This window comes from Streptomyces spiroverticillatus, from assembly GCA_014650415.1.
Lineage (GTDB): Bacteria > Actinomycetota > Actinomycetes > Streptomycetales > Streptomycetaceae > Streptomyces > Streptomyces spiroverticillatus.
In genome coordinates, this window is sequence record BMUX01000012.1 from 236560 (window position 1) to 252642 (window position 16083).

Annotated in this window: 24 protein-coding genes; 12 read left to right on the forward strand and 12 right to left on the reverse strand. The window is 71.9% G+C overall.

All coding sequences use genetic code 11. From position 1 onward, the window contains the following. Nucleotides 1-38: 38 nt before the first annotated feature. Genes IE269_RS28920 through IE269_RS28930 form a run of 3 tightly spaced genes read right to left on the reverse strand, consistent with a single transcriptional unit; the run spans nt 39 to nt 1587 of the window. Entirely contained in the window at nt 39-287 is a 249-nt protein-coding gene (locus IE269_RS28920; protein WP_189826120.1) for a hypothetical protein, read from the reverse strand. 10 nt (nt 288-297) lie between these two features. Next, the gene (locus IE269_RS28925) at nt 298-516 is read right to left on the reverse strand and encodes a hypothetical protein (RefSeq protein ID WP_189826121.1); all 219 of its coding nucleotides are present in this window, start codon (nt 514-516) and stop codon (nt 298-300) included. A gap of 51 nt (nt 517-567) precedes the next feature. Then, complete coding sequence (locus tag IE269_RS28930; RefSeq protein ID WP_189826122.1) at nt 568-1587, reverse strand: acetamidase/formamidase family protein; 1020 nt, start codon at nt 1585-1587, stop codon at nt 568-570. Nucleotides 1588-2035: 448 nt separating this feature from the next. Here IE269_RS28930 and IE269_RS43340 point away from each other — a divergent pair, with 448 nt between their 5' ends. From IE269_RS43340 to IE269_RS28950, 4 genes are all read left to right on the forward strand, one after another. Beyond that, nucleotides 2036-2308, forward strand: a complete 273-nt coding sequence (locus IE269_RS43340; protein WP_229898330.1) for a hypothetical protein — start codon at nt 2036-2038, stop codon at nt 2306-2308. 172 nt (nt 2309-2480) lie between these two features. Then, nucleotides 2481-3542, forward strand: a complete 1062-nt coding sequence (locus IE269_RS28940; RefSeq protein WP_189826124.1) for an acyl-CoA desaturase — start codon at nt 2481-2483, stop codon at nt 3540-3542. Between the two features lie 82 nt (nt 3543-3624). Further along, nucleotides 3625-3807 carry a hypothetical protein gene (locus IE269_RS28945; protein ID WP_189826125.1) on the forward strand — a complete coding sequence of 61 codons (183 nt, stop codon included), beginning with the start codon at nt 3625-3627 and terminating at the stop codon, nt 3805-3807. A gap of 109 nt (nt 3808-3916) precedes the next feature. After that, nucleotides 3917-4459: an MOSC domain-containing protein gene (locus IE269_RS28950; protein WP_189826126.1), complete on the forward strand. Its 543-nt coding sequence runs from the start codon at nt 3917-3919 to the stop codon at nt 4457-4459. Between the two features lie 36 nt (nt 4460-4495). On the opposite strand, the gene IE269_RS28955 is transcribed toward IE269_RS28950, so the two are convergent. Both IE269_RS28955 and IE269_RS28960 read right to left on the reverse strand, forming a co-directional pair. Next, complete coding sequence (locus IE269_RS28955; RefSeq protein ID WP_438817644.1) at nt 4496-5341, reverse strand: hypothetical protein; 846 nt, start codon at nt 5339-5341, stop codon at nt 4496-4498. Between the two features lie 146 nt (nt 5342-5487). Continuing rightward, nucleotides 5488-5784: a hypothetical protein gene (locus IE269_RS28960; protein WP_189826127.1), complete on the reverse strand. Its 297-nt coding sequence runs from the start codon at nt 5782-5784 to the stop codon at nt 5488-5490. A gap of 166 nt (nt 5785-5950) precedes the next feature. Between IE269_RS28960 and IE269_RS28965 the strand changes: the two genes are divergently transcribed. Next, nucleotides 5951-6841, forward strand: a complete 891-nt coding sequence (locus IE269_RS28965) for an oxygenase MpaB family protein (protein WP_189826128.1) — start codon at nt 5951-5953, stop codon at nt 6839-6841. Between the two features lie 35 nt (nt 6842-6876). Here the strand turns inward: IE269_RS28965 and IE269_RS28970 are convergent, their stop codons facing one another. Then, nucleotides 6877-7494 carry a class I SAM-dependent methyltransferase gene (locus IE269_RS28970; protein WP_189826129.1) on the reverse strand — a complete coding sequence of 206 codons (618 nt, stop codon included), beginning with the start codon at nt 7492-7494 and terminating at the stop codon, nt 6877-6879. Between the two features lie 146 nt (nt 7495-7640). On the opposite strand from IE269_RS28970, the gene IE269_RS28975 reads away from it, so the two are divergent. From IE269_RS28975 to IE269_RS28995, 5 genes are all read left to right on the forward strand, one after another. Next, nucleotides 7641-8045 carry a DUF742 domain-containing protein gene (locus tag IE269_RS28975; protein WP_189826130.1) on the forward strand — a complete coding sequence of 135 codons (405 nt, stop codon included), beginning with the start codon at nt 7641-7643 and terminating at the stop codon, nt 8043-8045. Between the two features lie 70 nt (nt 8046-8115). Continuing rightward, nucleotides 8116-8781, forward strand: a complete 666-nt coding sequence (locus IE269_RS28980) for a GTP-binding protein (RefSeq protein WP_189826131.1) — start codon at nt 8116-8118, stop codon at nt 8779-8781. A gap of 189 nt (nt 8782-8970) precedes the next feature. Beyond that, nucleotides 8971-9366: a roadblock/LC7 domain-containing protein gene (locus IE269_RS28985; protein ID WP_189826132.1), complete on the forward strand. Its 396-nt coding sequence runs from the start codon at nt 8971-8973 to the stop codon at nt 9364-9366. Nucleotides 9367-9480: 114 nt separating this feature from the next. Continuing rightward, the gene (locus IE269_RS28990) at nt 9481-10494 is read left to right on the forward strand and encodes a DUF6397 family protein (protein ID WP_189826133.1); all 1014 of its coding nucleotides are present in this window, start codon (nt 9481-9483) and stop codon (nt 10492-10494) included. A gap of 5 nt (nt 10495-10499) precedes the next feature. Then, entirely contained in the window at nt 10500-10715 is a 216-nt protein-coding gene (locus IE269_RS28995; RefSeq protein WP_189826134.1) for a hypothetical protein, read from the forward strand. On the opposite strand, the gene IE269_RS29000 is transcribed toward IE269_RS28995, so the two are convergent. Genes IE269_RS29000 through IE269_RS29010 form a run of 3 tightly spaced genes read right to left on the reverse strand, consistent with a single transcriptional unit; the run spans nt 10697 to nt 12547 of the window. Further along, nucleotides 10697-11188 carry a YchJ family protein gene (locus IE269_RS29000; RefSeq protein ID WP_189826135.1) on the reverse strand — a complete coding sequence of 164 codons (492 nt, stop codon included), beginning with the start codon at nt 11186-11188 and terminating at the stop codon, nt 10697-10699. The two genes, IE269_RS28995 and IE269_RS29000, sit on opposite strands and share 19 nt — an antisense overlap. 53 nt (nt 11189-11241) lie before the next feature. Beyond that, nucleotides 11242-11616, reverse strand: coding sequence for an RNA-binding S4 domain-containing protein (locus tag IE269_RS29005; protein WP_189826136.1), 375 nt, complete (start codon nt 11614-11616; stop codon nt 11242-11244). A gap of 10 nt (nt 11617-11626) precedes the next feature. Next, nucleotides 11627-12547 (reverse strand): alpha/beta hydrolase, encoded by a 921-nt coding sequence (locus tag IE269_RS29010; protein WP_189826137.1) that lies wholly within the window; start codon nt 12545-12547, stop codon nt 11627-11629. 196 nt (nt 12548-12743) lie between these two features. On the opposite strand from IE269_RS29010, the gene IE269_RS29015 reads away from it, so the two are divergent. After that, on the forward strand, nt 12744-12974 hold the full coding sequence (locus tag IE269_RS29015) for a hypothetical protein (RefSeq protein ID WP_189826138.1): 231 nt from the start codon (nt 12744-12746) through the stop codon (nt 12972-12974). Between the two features lie 62 nt (nt 12975-13036). Here the strand turns inward: IE269_RS29015 and IE269_RS29020 are convergent, their stop codons facing one another. The 3 genes from IE269_RS29020 to IE269_RS29030 form a co-directional block, all read right to left on the reverse strand. After that, a complete protein-coding gene (locus IE269_RS29020; RefSeq protein WP_189826139.1) occupies nt 13037-13753 on the reverse strand; it encodes a DUF2470 domain-containing protein in 717 nt (238 codons plus the stop codon). Nucleotides 13754-13926: 173 nt separating this feature from the next. Continuing rightward, nucleotides 13927-14547 carry an L-threonylcarbamoyladenylate synthase gene (locus tag IE269_RS29025; protein WP_189826140.1) on the reverse strand — a complete coding sequence of 207 codons (621 nt, stop codon included), beginning with the start codon at nt 14545-14547 and terminating at the stop codon, nt 13927-13929. A 61-nt stretch (nt 14548-14608) separates the two neighbouring features. Next, nucleotides 14609-15400: an SDR family NAD(P)-dependent oxidoreductase gene (locus IE269_RS29030; RefSeq protein ID WP_189826141.1), complete on the reverse strand. Its 792-nt coding sequence runs from the start codon at nt 15398-15400 to the stop codon at nt 14609-14611. A 136-nt stretch (nt 15401-15536) separates the two neighbouring features. Between IE269_RS29030 and IE269_RS29035 the strand changes: the two genes are divergently transcribed. Further along, complete coding sequence (locus tag IE269_RS29035; RefSeq protein WP_229898331.1) at nt 15537-16022, forward strand: peroxiredoxin; 486 nt, start codon at nt 15537-15539, stop codon at nt 16020-16022. Nucleotides 16023-16083: the final 61 nt, after the last annotated feature.

The window sequence follows — 16083 nt, forward strand, 5'->3', positions numbered from 1 at the left end:
CAAGCATCCCGGCAGCGGCAACCCCGGTGCGGGCCCGGCTAGCCCTCCGACTGCGCGGCGATGATCAGTTCCTTCATCAGCTCGCGGCTCAGCTCCGGATCGTCCTCGAACGGCAGCCAGTCGTACCCGCACCGGCACCGCATCCGCACCACGTCCCCCCACCTGCCCCCGGCGGAGAACCCGGTGACCGCCTCGCAGCCGGGACAGGCCATCGGTCCCTCGCCCGCCACCACGATCGGCGCGAGCATCTCGATCGACCAGGGGTCGAGCAGTTCGAACTCCTCCACGACCGCGCGCCTACCGGGGCGGGATCTCGCCGAGCTGGGCGCTCAGCGTCCGCAGATCGCCCGTGGGGATCCCCGAGAGGGCGGTCACCTCGTCCAGGTCCTGCCCGGCCTGCGCGGCCGCCACGGCCTCGGTCTCGACGTCCGCGCGGGCCGCGTTCAGCGCGACCTCCGCCTCCCGCAGCCGCTGTACGGCCAGTTCCAGCGCAGCCAGGCTCTTCTCGGTGTCCATGCTGCGGATACTGGCACGGGAGGGGAGCGCACGGCCAACCGGCGACGTGGACTAGACGAGACCACCGAGCGTCCCGGCCACCTCCCGCAGGTGCCGGTGCAGCCCCCGGTGCGGGTCCCCGGACGGCAGCCACTCCTTGCGGATCTTGGCCACGCACGTGTAGTTCGTGTCGCAGACGTTCGCCAGCGGCGCCTCACCGGCCTGGCTGACCAACTGGTACGCGTCCAGCTCGGACAGCCCGTAGTCGCGCGCCAGCCACTGCACCAGATCCAGTTGCGAGATCCGGAACGCGTCCTCCAGAGGGCGCGCGGACCCCGTCGACAGCAGATGCGTGTCCGACTCCAGCCGAGGCCACGGCGTCGCCACCCCCTTGAGCAGCTCCACGACCACCACCGTGTTCATCGCGCACTCCACCGCCACGCCACAGGTCTCGCCCTCGCCCTGCCGGGCGTGCCCGTCGCCCAGGCTGAGCAGCGCCCCCTCCACGTTGACGCCGAGGTAGCAGGTGACACCGGCCCGCATCTCCGGGGTGTCCATGTTGCCGCCGTGCGCGTCGGGCACCAGCGCCGAGCGCACCTCCAGGTTCGCCGGGGCCACCCCCACGGTGCCGTGCGTCGGGTCCATCGGCAGCTCCACCTCGATGTCGCTGTCCCGCGCCCGGAACAGACAGGTGCGCCTTGCGCGATCCAGCTCCCACATCCACACCACCTCCGGCAGTGGTGCTTGCAGGGAGGCCGTGGTGTGCGTCGAGGTCAGCGCCCCGAACAACGGCACCGTCGTCGACGCCGCCCAGTCGCGGGCCGGCTCGATCGACACGAAGTGCACCGCCACGGTGTCGCCGGGCTCGGCGCCCTCCACGTAGAAGGGCCCCGTCTGCGGATTCAGGAACGGGAACTCGCACACCTGCGACACCAGGTCCTTCTCGGAGCGCACCCGCCCCGCGAAGCAGTCCTCGGTGTACAGATCGAGCACCGTGCCCGGTGCGATCCGCGCCACGGGCGCGGCCCCGCCGAACGTCCAGGCGTACTCGCCCTCTTGAGGCCGTACGGTCACCACGCGGGGATCGGTCATCGCTGAGCTGCTCCACTTCCGGGGCGGGACGGGTCGGACCCTTCGTACAGGTCGCAGGGGAGGCCGTCCAGGTGCACGCGCCCCCACAGCATCCGGAATGTTGCGGTCCGCCACGGGCTGGGCCGCAACTTCGGCACAGGGCTCGCGAGTTGTCCCCGTACGGCCGACCCTGGAGGGTATGGCCACGCCGCCCGTACCACCGCACCAGCCGCCCGGAGGAGGCTTCGGCCCTCCTCAAGGCCCCCCGCAGGGCCCTCCGCAAGGACCACCCCCAGGAACGCCTCCAGGACCCCCCGAGGGGCCGCCCCAGGGCCCGCCGTACGACGCACCGCCCGGCGGCTACGGCCCGCCGTCCGTCGGCGGCGGCCACGGTTGGCCCCCCGAGGGACCGCCGCCGGACGGGCCCGCAGGACCGCCCGGCGGATCCGGCGGCGGCCGGCGCTCCCTGGTGCTCGTCCTCGCCGCCCTCCTGGCGATCGCCGCCGTCGTGGCCGTCGTCCTCGTCGTGACCGGGGGCGACGACTCGAAGAAGCCGGTCACGCCCACGACCACCAGCCCCGCACCGAAGCCGACCTTCAACCTTCCGACGGAGTTTCCCACCAGCCTCCCGACGAAGCTTCCCTCCGGATTCCCCACGGAACTGCCGAGCGACTTCCCCACGGGCATCTTCGACGACCTCCCCACCGACATCCCCTCGGACCTGGAATCCCTCTTCCCCTGACACCGGCCCCGGTGCCAGGACGGGGTGCACCCCACCCCTCGGTGTCACGGGTGCTGGCCCCCCACCGGCTCCGGGGGGTGACGCCATGGCCGGGACAGGACGTGCTCCGTAGCGTTCCCGGGAGACGCGCGCCGCAGACGCGGTGCGCGCCTCCACAGACCGGAGCCCCCACATGCCTCAGGCCGTCGACGCTGCGCCGGTGCACCCTGCCGGCACCACCCCCGGAAGCGATTTCGCACCACTGTTGCGCACGGTCAGAGGACAGGGGCTGCTGGAGCGCCGCCACGGCTGGTACACCGCCCGCGCGGCCGTGAATCTGTGCTCGCTCGCCGCCGTGGTCACCGGGGTGATCCTGCTGGGACACACCGGGTGGGTGCTCCTGCTGGCCGTCCCGTTCTCCTTGGTGTGGACGCGCACCGCCTACCTCGCCCACGACGCGGGGCACGCGCAGATATCCAGCAGCCGCCGCACGAGCCGCTGGATCTCGCTCATGCACGCCAACCTGCTCCTCGGTATGAGTCAGTCGTGGTGGAACTCCAAGCACGAGAAGCACCACGCCAACCCCAACCACGTCGACAAGGACCCGGACGTCGGCGTCGGCGCCCTGGTGTGGACGCAGCAACAGGCCGCAGGACGCGAGGGTTTCGCCCGCTGGCTCACCCGTAACCAGGCCCGGCTGTTCTTCCCCATGCTGCTGCTCGAAGGTATCGCCCTGAAGGTGTACGGGTTCCAGGACCTGCGCCGCCAGGACCGGCGCGAGCGCCGCACCGAAGGCGCCCTGCTGGTCGTCCACCTCGCCCTCTACGCGACGCTGCTGCTGACCGCCATGTCACCGCTGACGGCGCTCGCCTTCGCCCTCCTGCACCACGCCCTGTTCGGCCTCCAGCTCGGCATGGCCTTCGCCCCCAACCACAAGGGCATGGAGATGCCCGACCCCGACGGCGAACGCTGGGGACATCTGCGCCGCCAGGTCCTCACCTCGCGCAACGTCCGCGGCGGCCCCGTCACCGACTGGTTCCTCGGCGGCCTGAACTACCAGATCGAGCACCACCTCTTCCCGAACATGCCGCGCCCCCACCTGCGGCTCGCCCAGCCCCTGGTGCGCGACCACTGCCGGGCGGTCGGCGTCCCGTACACCGAGACCGGACTGCTCGACTCGTACCGGCAGGCCCTGGGCCACATGCACGAAGTGGGCGCACCCTTGAGGGAGAAGCCTGCCGTCCCGAACGGGTGAACCACTGCCGGAGGGAACCTCACCGGCCCGCATTGCGTTCTCAGAAGCAGGAGCGGCGACAGCCGCGGAGGAGGCGTCGAAGATGTCGAAGAGTTCGAAGGTCGCGGCCGGCGGTGTCGTCGTCGGCATCGCCCTGATCTGGATCATCGGTTTCTGGCCCGCGCTGCTGGTCATGGTGGGCGTGCCCGTCGCCGCCTACCTGATGCTGGACAAGACCCAGCGCCGCAGGCTCCAGCGGATCACCCGCAAGGAACTGGGCCGCTGAAGCTCCGCCGCGACGCCGCCCGCACCCCGGGGCGAAGCCTCCCCGGCGAGCCCCCGCAGCCGCCCGTATAGGCTCGCGATCGATCATCTGTACGGAGAAGGGGGCCCTCATGGGCGCGGCAGTCACGGCGGTCAGCAGCAACGGCACCTACACGTTCACCAAGCCCAACCGCGACAGCATCACCCTGCTCGCCGGGCTCGGCGTCGAGGGCGACGTCCACTGCGGGGAGACGGTCAAGCACCGTTCCCGCGTCGCCCAGGACCCCACGCAGCCCAACCTGCGCCAGGTCCACCTCATCCACGGGGAACTCTTCGACGAGGTACGGGAAGCGGGCTTCGACGTGACCCCCGGCCAGCTCGGCGAGAACGTCACCACCCGCGGCATCGACCTCCTCGCCCTGCCCACCGGCACCCTGCTGAAGCTGGGCGACCAGGCGGTCGTGGAGGTCACCGGCCTGCGCAACCCCTGCCTCCAGATCGACACCTTCCAGGACGGGCTGCTCAAGCGGGTCGTGGGCCGCGACGCCGAGGGCAACATCGTCCGCAAGGCCGGAGTCATGAGCGTCGTGCGCACCGGCGGCGTGGTCCGCCCCGGCGACACCATCGCCGTCGAACTCCCCGCCGCCCCGCACAAGCCCCTCGAACGCGTCTGACCTCCACGACAGGCCGCCCGCAGCGGCGGCACGGCCTCAGGACGGCCGTGCCGCCAGCTTGTCCAGCGACTCCAGCAGCCCCGGCAGTTCCGTGCCCCGCCCCACCGGCAGGATCTCCCCGGGCTCGTCGTCCAGCAGCAGGAACGCGATGTCGTCGGTCCTGGCCACGAACGACCAGCCCGGACCGTCGGCCCGCAGCGTCCGCGCCTCGCCCGAGGCGAACGCCGAGCGCACCCGCCCGACCGGCGGCGGATTTGCGACGTACCCGTGCAGCGCGTCGATCACCCGGCGCACCTGCGGATGCAACGCGCCCTCGCTGCCCTCGAACGTCTTTGAGTCGCTCTGCTCGTCCAGCTGGTCGCGCCAGGTCGCCCACTGCCGGGCGATCTCGTCCGCACCCAGCCGCCGCTGGGCCGGCCCCCACTGCTCGGTGTCCGGCGGCGTCAACAGCAGCCCGTCGGGGGAGTCGTCCGGCAGCTCGGGATCGTGCGGCTCCGGAACACCGGGAGCGGCGACCGCGAGCGCGAGCGGCCACCCGGGCAACGCCGCCACCACCGAGCGCTCCGGCGGCGACAGGTCGTACTCCATGCCGCAGTCCCAGGACGCGATCGCCACCGCCACCAGCGACACATCGTCCACGACCACCGTCCAGCGCGCCCCGGTGCCGTCCTGGCCCAGCACCAGCCCGTAGCCGCGCTCGTCGGACACCAGGCCGAGCGCCCCGCATGCCTCGGGGAAGTCGTCGCCGAGCACCGCCGGGAACTGCGCGGGCGTCAGCAGCACCGCCGTGAGGACGAACAGCTCGTCCTCCCCGGCAGCCTCCTCCCGCGCAGCAGCCACCTCCTGCGCGGTCTCTTCCCCGGCAGCTTCCGTCCCGGCCACAGCACCCTCCCCAGACGTTCGGTCGTCGGCGCACCTTAACCAGCGGGTAACCTGCGCGTCGAGAGGTGACGGCCGATTCGCCGCAGACCCGCCGGACACTTCTCGCTCCGGCCTTTTGCCGAGGTCAGGCAGAGGGCGGCCCGTGGTCAGGCCGCAGGCAGCCCGAGCAGGCTGCGGGCCACCCGCTGCGGCTCCTCGTCGCGCTCCCGGGCGAGCGCGATCACCGCCCGGCACGCCAGCTCCGTCACCCCGAACGACAGCGCCTCGGGCGACACCCAGCCCGCGGCCTCGTCGCTGCGCGGCTCGTCGTCCTCCACACAGGCCGCCACGTACTCGGCGGCCGCCTCGAAGATGTTGTGCGGACGCCGGGCCCGGTGGGCCGACTCCTTCGCCGGACGGGGCTCCTGCGACCACTTGAAGAACCGGGCGATTCTGTTCAGCATCCGCACCACATCCCCGTGAGCAGTAGATCTCGGATGCTTCAAGTGTGCCCCGTGGCCGTAGAGTTGAGCCGCCTCGCGCCGTCCGCGATGGTGTGCACCAGGGCGTCGCACGGTGCGGCGCGGACTTGGACCGACCGCCGGAGGCGACCCGGCAGAAGGGCGACACGTGGTGAAGCGCTACGACCGGCTCCAGCAGATCCGGCGACTCGACCCGGAGCAGGACTTCCTGCGGATCTACCGCCTGATGTCCACCTACGAATTCCCCTGGGACTTCACCCGGGCCCTGGAACTGGCCCTCTACCGCACCTACGCGGTCCCCTCCATCGGACGGCTCCTCGCCGAGACCGCCGAACTCACCGACCGCTCGCAAAAGCGTTACGACGACACCGCACTGCTGCTGGACACCGTCGTGGAACACGGCTTCACCAGCGCCGAGGGCCGCACCGCCATCCAGCGCATCAACCGGATGCACCGCAGCTACGACATCAGCAACGACGACATGCGCTACGTCCTGTGCACGTTCGTCGTCACCCCCAAGCGCTGGATCGACGCCTACGGCTGGCGCAGGCTCAGCGACCACGAACTGCGCGCCTCCGCGGCGTACTACCGCACCCTCGGCGCCCACCTGGGCATCCGGGAACTGCCGCGCACCTACGAGGACTTCGAGCGCTGCCTCGACAGTTACGAGGCCGAGCGCTTCGGCTGGGACGAGGGCGCCCGCAAGGTCTCCGATGCGACGCTCGACCTGATGGGCTCCTGGTACGGGCCCCTCGCACCCCTCGCGAAGGGCGCCAGCCTCGCCCTCCTGGACGACCCGCTGCTGAGGGCCTTCCGCTACGAACGGCCGCACCCGGCGGCCCGGGCCGCCGTCCGGGGCGCACTGCGGCTGCGGGGCCGGGCGGTGCGCCTGCTGCCCCCGCGCAGCGCCCCGCACTACGCCCGCCAGAACCCGGAGATCAAGGGCTATCCGAACGGGTACGAGGTCGCCGCCCTCGGCACGTTCCCCGTGCCCGGCGTGCGCGGCTGCCCCGTGCCGCACAACCAGCGCACCCCGTAGCCGCGCACACCCGGCGCACCCCGTAGCGGCCCGGCTCAGCCCTCGCGGACGGCCAGCGCCAGATACCGGTCGTCCTCGTCGACGTACGACACAAGACGCCAGCCGGACGCCGCCAGGAGCGGCCGCAGCCGTGGCTCGGCCCGCAGGTCGTCGTCGGTCAGCTGCCGCTTCTGGTGCGCCGCGAGGGCGGCCCGGCCCACCGGGTGGAACAGCGCGAGCAGGCCGCCGGGACGCACCGTGCGGGCCAGTTCGCGCACGTTCTCCCCGGGGCTGGGCAGGTGCGAGACGAGCCCCGACCCGAACACCGCGTCCAGCACACCCGTGCCGAGCGGCAGCCGTGCCACATCGGCCCGCACCAGCAGGGCGCCGCGGTCACGCCCCCTGCGGACGGCCTCCGCCAGCATCTCCCGGGTGAGGTCGACGCCCAGCACCGTCCCGGCGGACCCCACCGCCTGTCGCAGGTACGGCAGCGCCCTCCCCGTACCGCAGCCGGCGTCCAGCACCACCGAACCCGCACGCAGCCCCAGGGAGGCGATCGCGGCCTCGAAGGCGGGACCGTCGTCGGGGAAGCGCTCGTCCCACCGTGCGGCGCGGGAACCGAAGAACTCCTGCACCTGCGTGTGGTCATGAACCCGCGTGTGGTCATTCGTCATACCCACATGATCCCCCTGGGACACCGTGCAGCCACATTGCGCCGCCTTTCGAAACGAGCCCCGGGAAGCCATGGCCCCGGGACTACCGTCCACATCCCACGGGGCGCAGCGCGCCGCACCCAGGCCGGAGCCGGAGAGACCCACGGATGATCGAGCATCAGAGGGCAGCCGAAGGCGCCAACCAGTGGTACGACGCCGAGGCGGGCCCCCTCGTCCGCCCCTACGCCAACACCGGTGTGCGCGCCGCCACCGGCGCGGTGCGCCAGGACCTCGACCTGGTCGCCCACCTCACCGCCACCCCCGGAGCCGGCGCACCGGATGCCTCCCTCCTCGGCCGCGAGCACCAGGCCCTGCTGTCGCTGTGCCGCAGCGGCACGCACACCGTCGCGGACCTCGCCTCGTCGGCGGGGCTGCCCACCGGCGCCGTACGCACCCTGCTCAACGACCTCATCAGTGCGGGCCAGTTGGAGCTGCGCGGAGCGGCCCGGCCCACCGCCCTGCCCGCGGAACTCCCCTTGCAGGACGTCATCGACGCCCTGCGCGCCCTGTGAAGGCCACCGACGACCGCCCCCTTGCCGGGCGGGTCGCCCCGACCTCAGACCACCTCCGAAGGAAGCACCCATGGCCCTCGACCGCAGCGACCGCCCGGACAGCACCGACCTCCCCGACGCCACCGACACCACGGACGTCCGGGCCGAAGCCGATGCCGAAGGGGACAGCGCTCCGCTCGCGCTGAAAATACTGGTTGCGGGCGGATTCGGCGTCGGCAAGACCACCCTGGTCGGCTCGGTGAGCGAGATACGCCCGCTGCGCACCGAGGAAATACTCAGTGAGGCCGGGGAGTCGGTGGACGACACCGCCGGCCTCGACCACAAGGCGGCGACCACCGTCGCCATGGACTTCGGACGCATCACCATCCGCTCCGGGCTCTCCCTCTACCTGTTCGGCACCCCGGGGCAGGACCGCTTCTGGTTCCTGTGGGACGACCTCTCGCAAGGGGCGCTCGGCGCCGTCGTCATCGCCGACACCCGCAGACTCGCCGACAGTTTCTTCGCGGTGGACTACTTCGAGGACCGCCGCATCCCCTTTGTCGTCGCGGTCAACTGCTTCGCCGGCACCCAGACCTACGGGGCGCTCGAAGTCTCCCGTGCGCTCGACCTCGACCGAGGCACCCCCGTCGTGCTGTGCGACGCCCGCGACCGCGACTCCGGCAAGGAGGTGCTGATCCGGCTGGTCGAGTACGCGGGCCGGGTGCACACCGCGCGCATGCTCGACGCGATGAGCTGACTTCGTCTCCCCTTCCTCCCCTTCCTCCCCTTCGACCGCCGAATTTTCCTCCGCCTGCCGGAACTCCCGCCTCCCGTACACCGCTTGGTGATCCCGATCTGCTTGCCGCTGCGGCGACTGTGGGTAAGGCTTGCGGGAGAACAGGGGAAAACGGGAAACGGGGAACGACCGAGCGGGGAGAGCCGAAACATGGCACTGAGCAAGGGACTTGACTGGCTGCTCGACGACCTGACCAACCGGATCCAGCACATCCGGCACGCACTGGTCCTGTCCAATGACGGACTGGTGACCGGGGCGAGTTCCGGGCTGGCACGGCCCGACGCGGAGCATCTCGCCGCGGTCTCCTCGGGGCTGCACAGCCTGGCGAAGGGCTCCGGGCGGCATTTCGGGGCCGGGAAGGTGCGCCAGACGATGATCGAGTTCGACGACGGAATCCTCTTCGTCACCGCTGCGGGCGAAGGCAGCTGTCTGTGCGTACTGGGGGCCGCCGAGGCCGACTTCGGGCAGGTCGCCTACGAGATGACGCTGCTCGTCAACCGGGTCGGTGAACATCTCAAGGTGGATGCGCGCCAGCCGGGAATCTGACTGACCTGCACGAACGCGCTCGGCCTGAGAGTTATCCACAGGCCGAGCGCGATCCGGCCCTTCCGGGCTACGGTCGTCACCGAGAGTAATTCACAACTCACGGGGAGGACCGTCATGGTCGTACAGAACGCAGTCGCACAGAACACAGTCGTACGGAACGCCGCCGTGCCGACCGCGAGCGAGCAGCTCTGGGGCGCGAGAGACGTGAACAGGGCGGTGCACGAGACCGTCACCGCCGTGCGCGCGGCCCAGGAACTGGGCCTGAAGAAGCACGAGTTCGACCTCGCGGTGCAGCTCGGCCGCATCCGCACCGTCGCCGACCTCGACGGCGGACGGCGCCGGGTCGCCCGCGAAGAGGTCGACCGGCTCCTGGAGCTGGACCTGCGGGCCACCCCGCTCCGGGAACGGCTGCGCACGGCGGGAACGAGCGAGGGCGCCACACTCCTGAACATCGGCCGCGCCCGCTTCACCGGACTCGCCCGCGCCGGATACCTGCAACCCGTCCGCTTCTACCTCAACCGCTACCGGGCGGTCGTCTGGCTCTACCTCGTCGAGGAACTGGCCGACTTCGCCGCCCGCCACCCCGAACTGCTCCGCGGCCACTACCCGGACACCATGCGCGCCGCGCTCGCCGCCGGGGAGGACCGCAGGCCACGGAACTGGCGCAGCCGACGGCTCGGCCAACTGCTGGCCAGGACCGAGGACCCCTGGGAGCAGGCCGCGATCTTCAGCTCACTGCTGGCACCGGACCGGGTCGCCCGCGTGGTGGACGCCCCGCACGAGGCGGACCGGCTCGCCGCACTGAGGGCCGGACTCGTCGCGGCCGAGCCGCGCAGCCCCGCCGCCCGCGAGGCCGTACGCACGCTGCTGGTGGCCGACGACCCCGACGAGATCGACTGGATCGTGCTGAACCTGGCGATCTCGCTCAACGAGGCCCGGTCCAAGGACACCGGGAGCGCCCCGCAGCGCCCGGCGTGCGAGGGTCCGACGGCCCGCCGCCCCGCACGGCACACCGGGCTCCGCCTGCTGCGCGGCCTGGAGCGGATGCCCTCGTGGCGGCCCTGGCGGGCGTTGCCGAGGAGGTGGAGCAGGGGGAGCCGGAAGCCGCAGGCGCATGAGGCACACTGATCGACGTGTCTTCTCCTCGCCGAGTCTGCCCCGTGTGCCGTCGTGAGATCGCCGTCGTCGCCGCACGCTTCGCCCGCCACGACCCGCCGGGGGCGCGAGGCACCACGGAGCTGATCTCCTGCCCCGGCTCGCGCACCACCGCACCCCTCGGCTCGGCCGTGCAAGCGTCTCTGGACGGCTACGCGGTGCCGGAGTTCCCCGGTCAGCTCCCGCTGTTCTGACCGTCCAGGTACGTCCACTGCCCGTCGACCCGTACGAACCGGCTCACCTCGTGCTGACTGTCGGCCTCGCCCTCGTGGACGTAGTGCGCACGGAACTCCACGACCCCCTCCTGGTGGAAGGCGCTGCCGCCCTCAGTGCGGAGAATGTCCAGCCCGGTCCACCGCACGGCGGGATCCAGGTCCAGGTCGGCCGGCCGGGCACTCGGATGCCAGGTCCGCAGGAGGTAGGGCACGTCGAGGACCACGAAGGCGCAGTAGCGGGAGCGCATCAGACGCTCGGCGGTGGGCGCGGAGGCGTCCCCGCGGTGAAACCGGCCGCAGCAGTCCCCGTAGGACTCCGCCCGCCCGCACGGGCAGGGCACGGCGGGGTCGGTCGGGGCAGGCGCCGGAGCGGGCGCGGGCCGGGCCGGGCGAGAAGGCTCCGTACGCGAGGACTGCGTACGGGAACGACGGGAACGTGAGGCTTTGGACATGCCCCCATCCTCCCCGACCCGGCCACGCCGCTGCCCCGGGGCCATCCCGCAGCTCAGAGCCCGCCGCGGAGCTGCTCCCACTCGCGGCGGTCGCGCTTGGTCGGGCGGCCCGTGCCGCGGTCGCGGATGCCCGCGCCCATCACCTCGCGCGGAGGGCGCGGCGCGCTCTTGTCGACGTACGCCTCGGCGGCCGGAGCGGCCCCCACGCGCTTGCGGATCAGCTGGGACACGATGACGACGCGCTCCCAGCCCTCCTGCCGCACCCGTACCTCGTCGCCGATCCGCACCGCCTGCGCGGGCTTGACCCGCTCGCCGTTGATGCGCACGTGCCCGGCCCGGCAGGCCGCAGCGGCTGCCGACCGCGTCTTCGCCAGCCGCACCGACCAGACCCAGCTGTCGACCCGTACCGTTCCCGTCTCCGAAGCCATGCGGGCCAGCCTAATGCCGCAGCGCCTCGCGCAAGGCGGTCAGTGACGGCTGGGCCGCCGCCCGGCAGGACGGCAGGAGGTCCGCGAAGTTCAGGAAGCCGTGGACCATCTCCTCCTGGACGTCCAATTGCGTGGGCACCCCGGCCGCGCGCAGTTGCCCGGCGTAAGCGATGCCCTCGTCCAGCAGGGGATCGTTGCCCGCCACCAGGACGTACGCGGGAGCCAGCCCCGAAAGGTCGTCGGCGAGCGACACGGCACCGTACGGCACCGCTTCCCGGCGGGAGATCGCGCCGAAGTGGTGCCGGTGGAAGAACGCCATGGCCTGCGCCCCCAGCATCGCGGCGTCGGCGAAGCGCTTGCGCGAGGGGGTCTCGTCCAGGCCGGTCGCCGGGTACCAGAGCAGTTGCAGCACCGGCTGCGGAACCCCCCGGTCACGGGCCATCAGGCAGACCCCGGCCGTGATCGACGCCCCCGCGCTGTCCCCGGCGAGGGCGATGCGCGACGGGTCGCCGCCCCACTCCCGGGCGTGCTCCCGCGCCCACACGTACGCGGCGAACCCGTCCTCCAGGGCGGCCGGGAAGGCGTGTTCGGGGGAGAGCCGGTAGTCGACCGCCATGACGATCGAGCCGCTCTCCTTCGCCGTCGTACGGCACAGCGCGTCGTGGCTCTCCAGGTCACCGATCACGAACCCGCCGCCGTGGCAGAAGACGGTGACGGGCAGATCCGGGTCGGCAGAGGGGTGGTAGAAGCGCACCGGGATCTCGCCGCCCGGTCCCGGAATGACACCGTCCTCGACCTTCGGCAGCGGCGTCGTGACCGGCAGCAGGGCGAGCCGTGCCGCCGACTGCTCGCGGAAGGAGACCGGGTCCAACGACCAGTCCAACTGCGGAACCTGATCCAGAAACTGCTCGAGCGCGGGCTCGATCGGCATGCCACAACCCCCTGACGGTCCATCAGCAAGGCCCCGAATGTACGTGTCGTTTGAACCGAAAGGAAGTGCCGTGCCCGAACCGGAAAGAAGGCCCGTGCCGCATCTTCCGGCGTGCGAAAGTCGCCCGCACGCTGCCTACTGGAAGGAGGACCGACCGGCATCCGGTCGGCCCCGCCGACCGCCCTAAGGACCCGCCATGTCCCGCCCCCGCACCGTCCCCGCAGCCTTCGCCACCGCCCTGCTCGCGGGCGGCCTCCTGCTCGCCCCCGCAGCCGCCGCCGACGCGCCGCCCGGCGGAGACCGCTGCGCCGCCATCCAGCGCGACCTCGACGCCTACCGGCGCGGCGAGGTCCAGTACTTCGTCGATCCCGAACCGGCCTGGCGGGCAGAAGCCGCCGAACTCGGCTGCGAGATCTGCGGGCTCTGACGACGCGGGGAGGCAACGCCAGGGCCCGCAGGCTTCCGTGCTTACCGGCGGTACCGATCGCCTCAGGCCGGAAGCCGGTTCGGGTGCGACATCCGGCGCGCCGCCCGCAACAGTCCCTGGATCTGCGGTCCCGCCTGCTCCACCCCGGTCACCGGCGTGGGGAACGCCAGCCGTACGTCGGCGTGCGCACGCGGGTACTCCAGGCGCAGCGTGAGCCCGTACCGGTCCATCGCCACCGGCATCGCCCGCGTCAGGTCCGCGGTCCGCGGCGCCCGCACCAGGCGCAGCAGCAAGGGCACCAACTCGGCATGCGCGTCCAGCAGATGCGTGAGCATCCCCGCCTCGCAGACGGCGAGCGGGTCCGGAAGGGTGTGCTCCAGCTCCTCCAGGGTGACGTAGGCCCGCCCGTCCGCGTCCTCGATCACCGCCTGCCCGAACTCCATGCAGGTGCTGCCCTGGGGGGCCTCGGAGGAGTCGTACGGCGCGGCCAGCAGACCGGTGACCGTGACGCGGGCGCGGACCCGGTCCCGTACCGGAGTGGGTGCGACGTCGGTGAACTCCAGCCGCACGGGGATGCGTTCGTGCCCGGGGGAGGGGTGGGCCTGGTCGGTGGGTTCATGGACGTGGATGCGGCTCATGACGCCTTCTCCGTCGAGCCTGCGCACCTCCGTGTGCACGCCGTCGCTGACGACGGTCATCGAGTGGGCGGCGGCCAGCACGGAGCGGACGCGCTCGGCGCTGGTCGGCTGCTGGGCACGGGAGGGGCGGGGCAGGCGCATGCGGGATCTCCAAGAGGCAACGGCAGGACACCGGATCGAGCAACTTAGGTAAGCCTAACCTAATGCTCTTCCGGTGACTGCGGTGTGACACGGATCAGCCGAAATCCGCTCCCGCGCCGCGCGAAGCCGTAAGCGAAACGGGCCTGCACGCAACGGCCGTACGTGAAATGGCCTTACTCGAAGCGCTCGGTGTCCCCCGCCCCGCGCCGGACGATCTCCGCCTCGCCGTCCGAGAAGTCGACCACCGTCGTCGGCACCGTCCCGCAGTCGCCCGAGTCGATCACCGCGTCCACGACGTGATCGAGCCGCTCCTTGATCTCCCAGCCCTGCGTCATCGGCTCCTCCTGGTCGGGCAGCAGCAGCGTGCTCGACACCAACGGCTCGCCGAGCTGCTCGAGAAGGGCCTGCGCGACGACGTGATCGGGGATCCGCACGCCCACCGTCTTCTTCTTCGGGTGCAGCAACTGGCGCGGCACCTCCTTCGTCGCGGGCAGGATGAAGGTGTAACTGCCCGGCGTCGCCGCCTTGATGGTGCGGAACACCCGGTTGTCGAGCTGCACGAACTGGCCCAGCTGCGCGAAGTCGTGGCAGACCAGCGTGAAGTGGTGCCGGTCGTCCAGGTTGCGGATCGTACGGATCCGGTTGATGCCGTCCTTGCTGCCGAGCTGACAGCCCAGCGCGTAACAGGAGTCCGTCGGATACGCGACGAGCGCGCCCGCCCGGATGCTGTCCGCCACGCTCGCGATGGTGCGGGGCTGGGGGTTCTCGGGGTGCACGTCGAAGTACTTGGCCATCTGCCGAGTCTAGGCGATCACCCCCGAACCGCCCGGCGAAGCCCACCCGCCTCCGCACCCCCTACTCGACCGCCGCCCCGTCCATCGTCCGCCGCATCGCCATGTTGCTGACCAGCAGACCGCCGTCCACCGGCAGCGTCACCCCGGTGATCCACGCCGCGTCCGACGACGCCAGAAAAGTCACCGCCGCCGCGATGTCCTCGGGCTCCCCGAGCCGCCCCATCGGGTAGTGCGCGGGGAGCGCGTCCAGCGGCGTCTCGCGCCCCTCCCAGGCTCCTGTGCGTACGGTTCCGGGCTCGACGACGTTCACCCGCACCCCGCGCGGCGCGCACTGCACGGCCAGCGTGCGCGTGAGGGACGCCAGGCCCGCCTTCGCGGCGCTGTAGGCGTGGTTGCCGAAGTGCCGCTCCGCGTTGACGGAGCCGATGTTGACGATCGCCCCGCGCCCGCCGGCCGCCGCCAGATGCGGCAGGGCGGCGCGCACGCAGCGGAAAGCGCCGTGCAGGCTCACCTCGAAGTCCTCGTACCAGGACTCGTCCGGAGTCTCCTCGAAGAGCGCGGGCTCCGCATGACAGGCGTACGCGTTGTTGACCAGCACGTCCAGCCGCCCGAAGGACTCCACGGCCCGCGCCACCGCCGCCTCCACCGCCGCCCGGTCGACGACGTCACAGCCCTGGGCCAGCGCCGCCCCGCCCCCCTTGCGTATCTCCGAGGCCACCCGCTCGGCCCGCTCCGGTTCCCGGTCGGTGACGAGCACCTTCGCCCCCTCCGCCGCGAACCGCCGTGCGGTCGCCTCCCCGATGCCCTGACCTGCGCCGCTGATGAGTACGCCGTATCCGTCGAAACGAGTCATGGCCGAACCGTAGACACGGGGCCGGGGCCGACGGGCGGGTTTCGCACAGGAGCCGCACCCCGGCCCCCGGCCAGGAACCACGGGAGCGCCTATGCTCCTGCGAGACCGTCCGGCGACGAATCCCGAGGACCCCTCCGTGCCCCCGACTCCCGCACCGCGCACCCCCCTTGCCGACTTCACGCTCCCCGGAGGCGTGCTCACCGACGACGCCTTCGTTCGCGGCGACTACACGCTCAGCACCCGGCGCGGCCGCCCCCTCGTCCTCGCCTTCTACCCCGGCGACGACACCCCCGTGTGCACCAAGCAGCTCTGCTCCTACTCCAGCGGCCTCGACGCCTTCGCCGACACCGGGGCCGAGGTGTGGGGCATCAGCCCGCAGAGCGTCGACAGCCACGAGGCCTTCGCCCGCAAGCACGGCCTGCGCATGCCGCTGCTCGCCGACACCGACCGCTCCGTCGCCAAGGCCTTCGGTATCACCGCCCCCGGCATCGGCCTGCGCCGCGCCGTGTTCATCGTGGCCCCCGACGGCACCCTGCACTGGAAGCACGTCTCCCTGCTGGGCGCCACCTTCCAGAACACCGACACCCTCACCCGCGAACTGAAGGCGCTCTCCGCCTCCTGACCCCCGCCCCAGGTCCACACCCGGCCCCCGCCGCGTATGCCGATGGGGCAGGGTGCGGTTC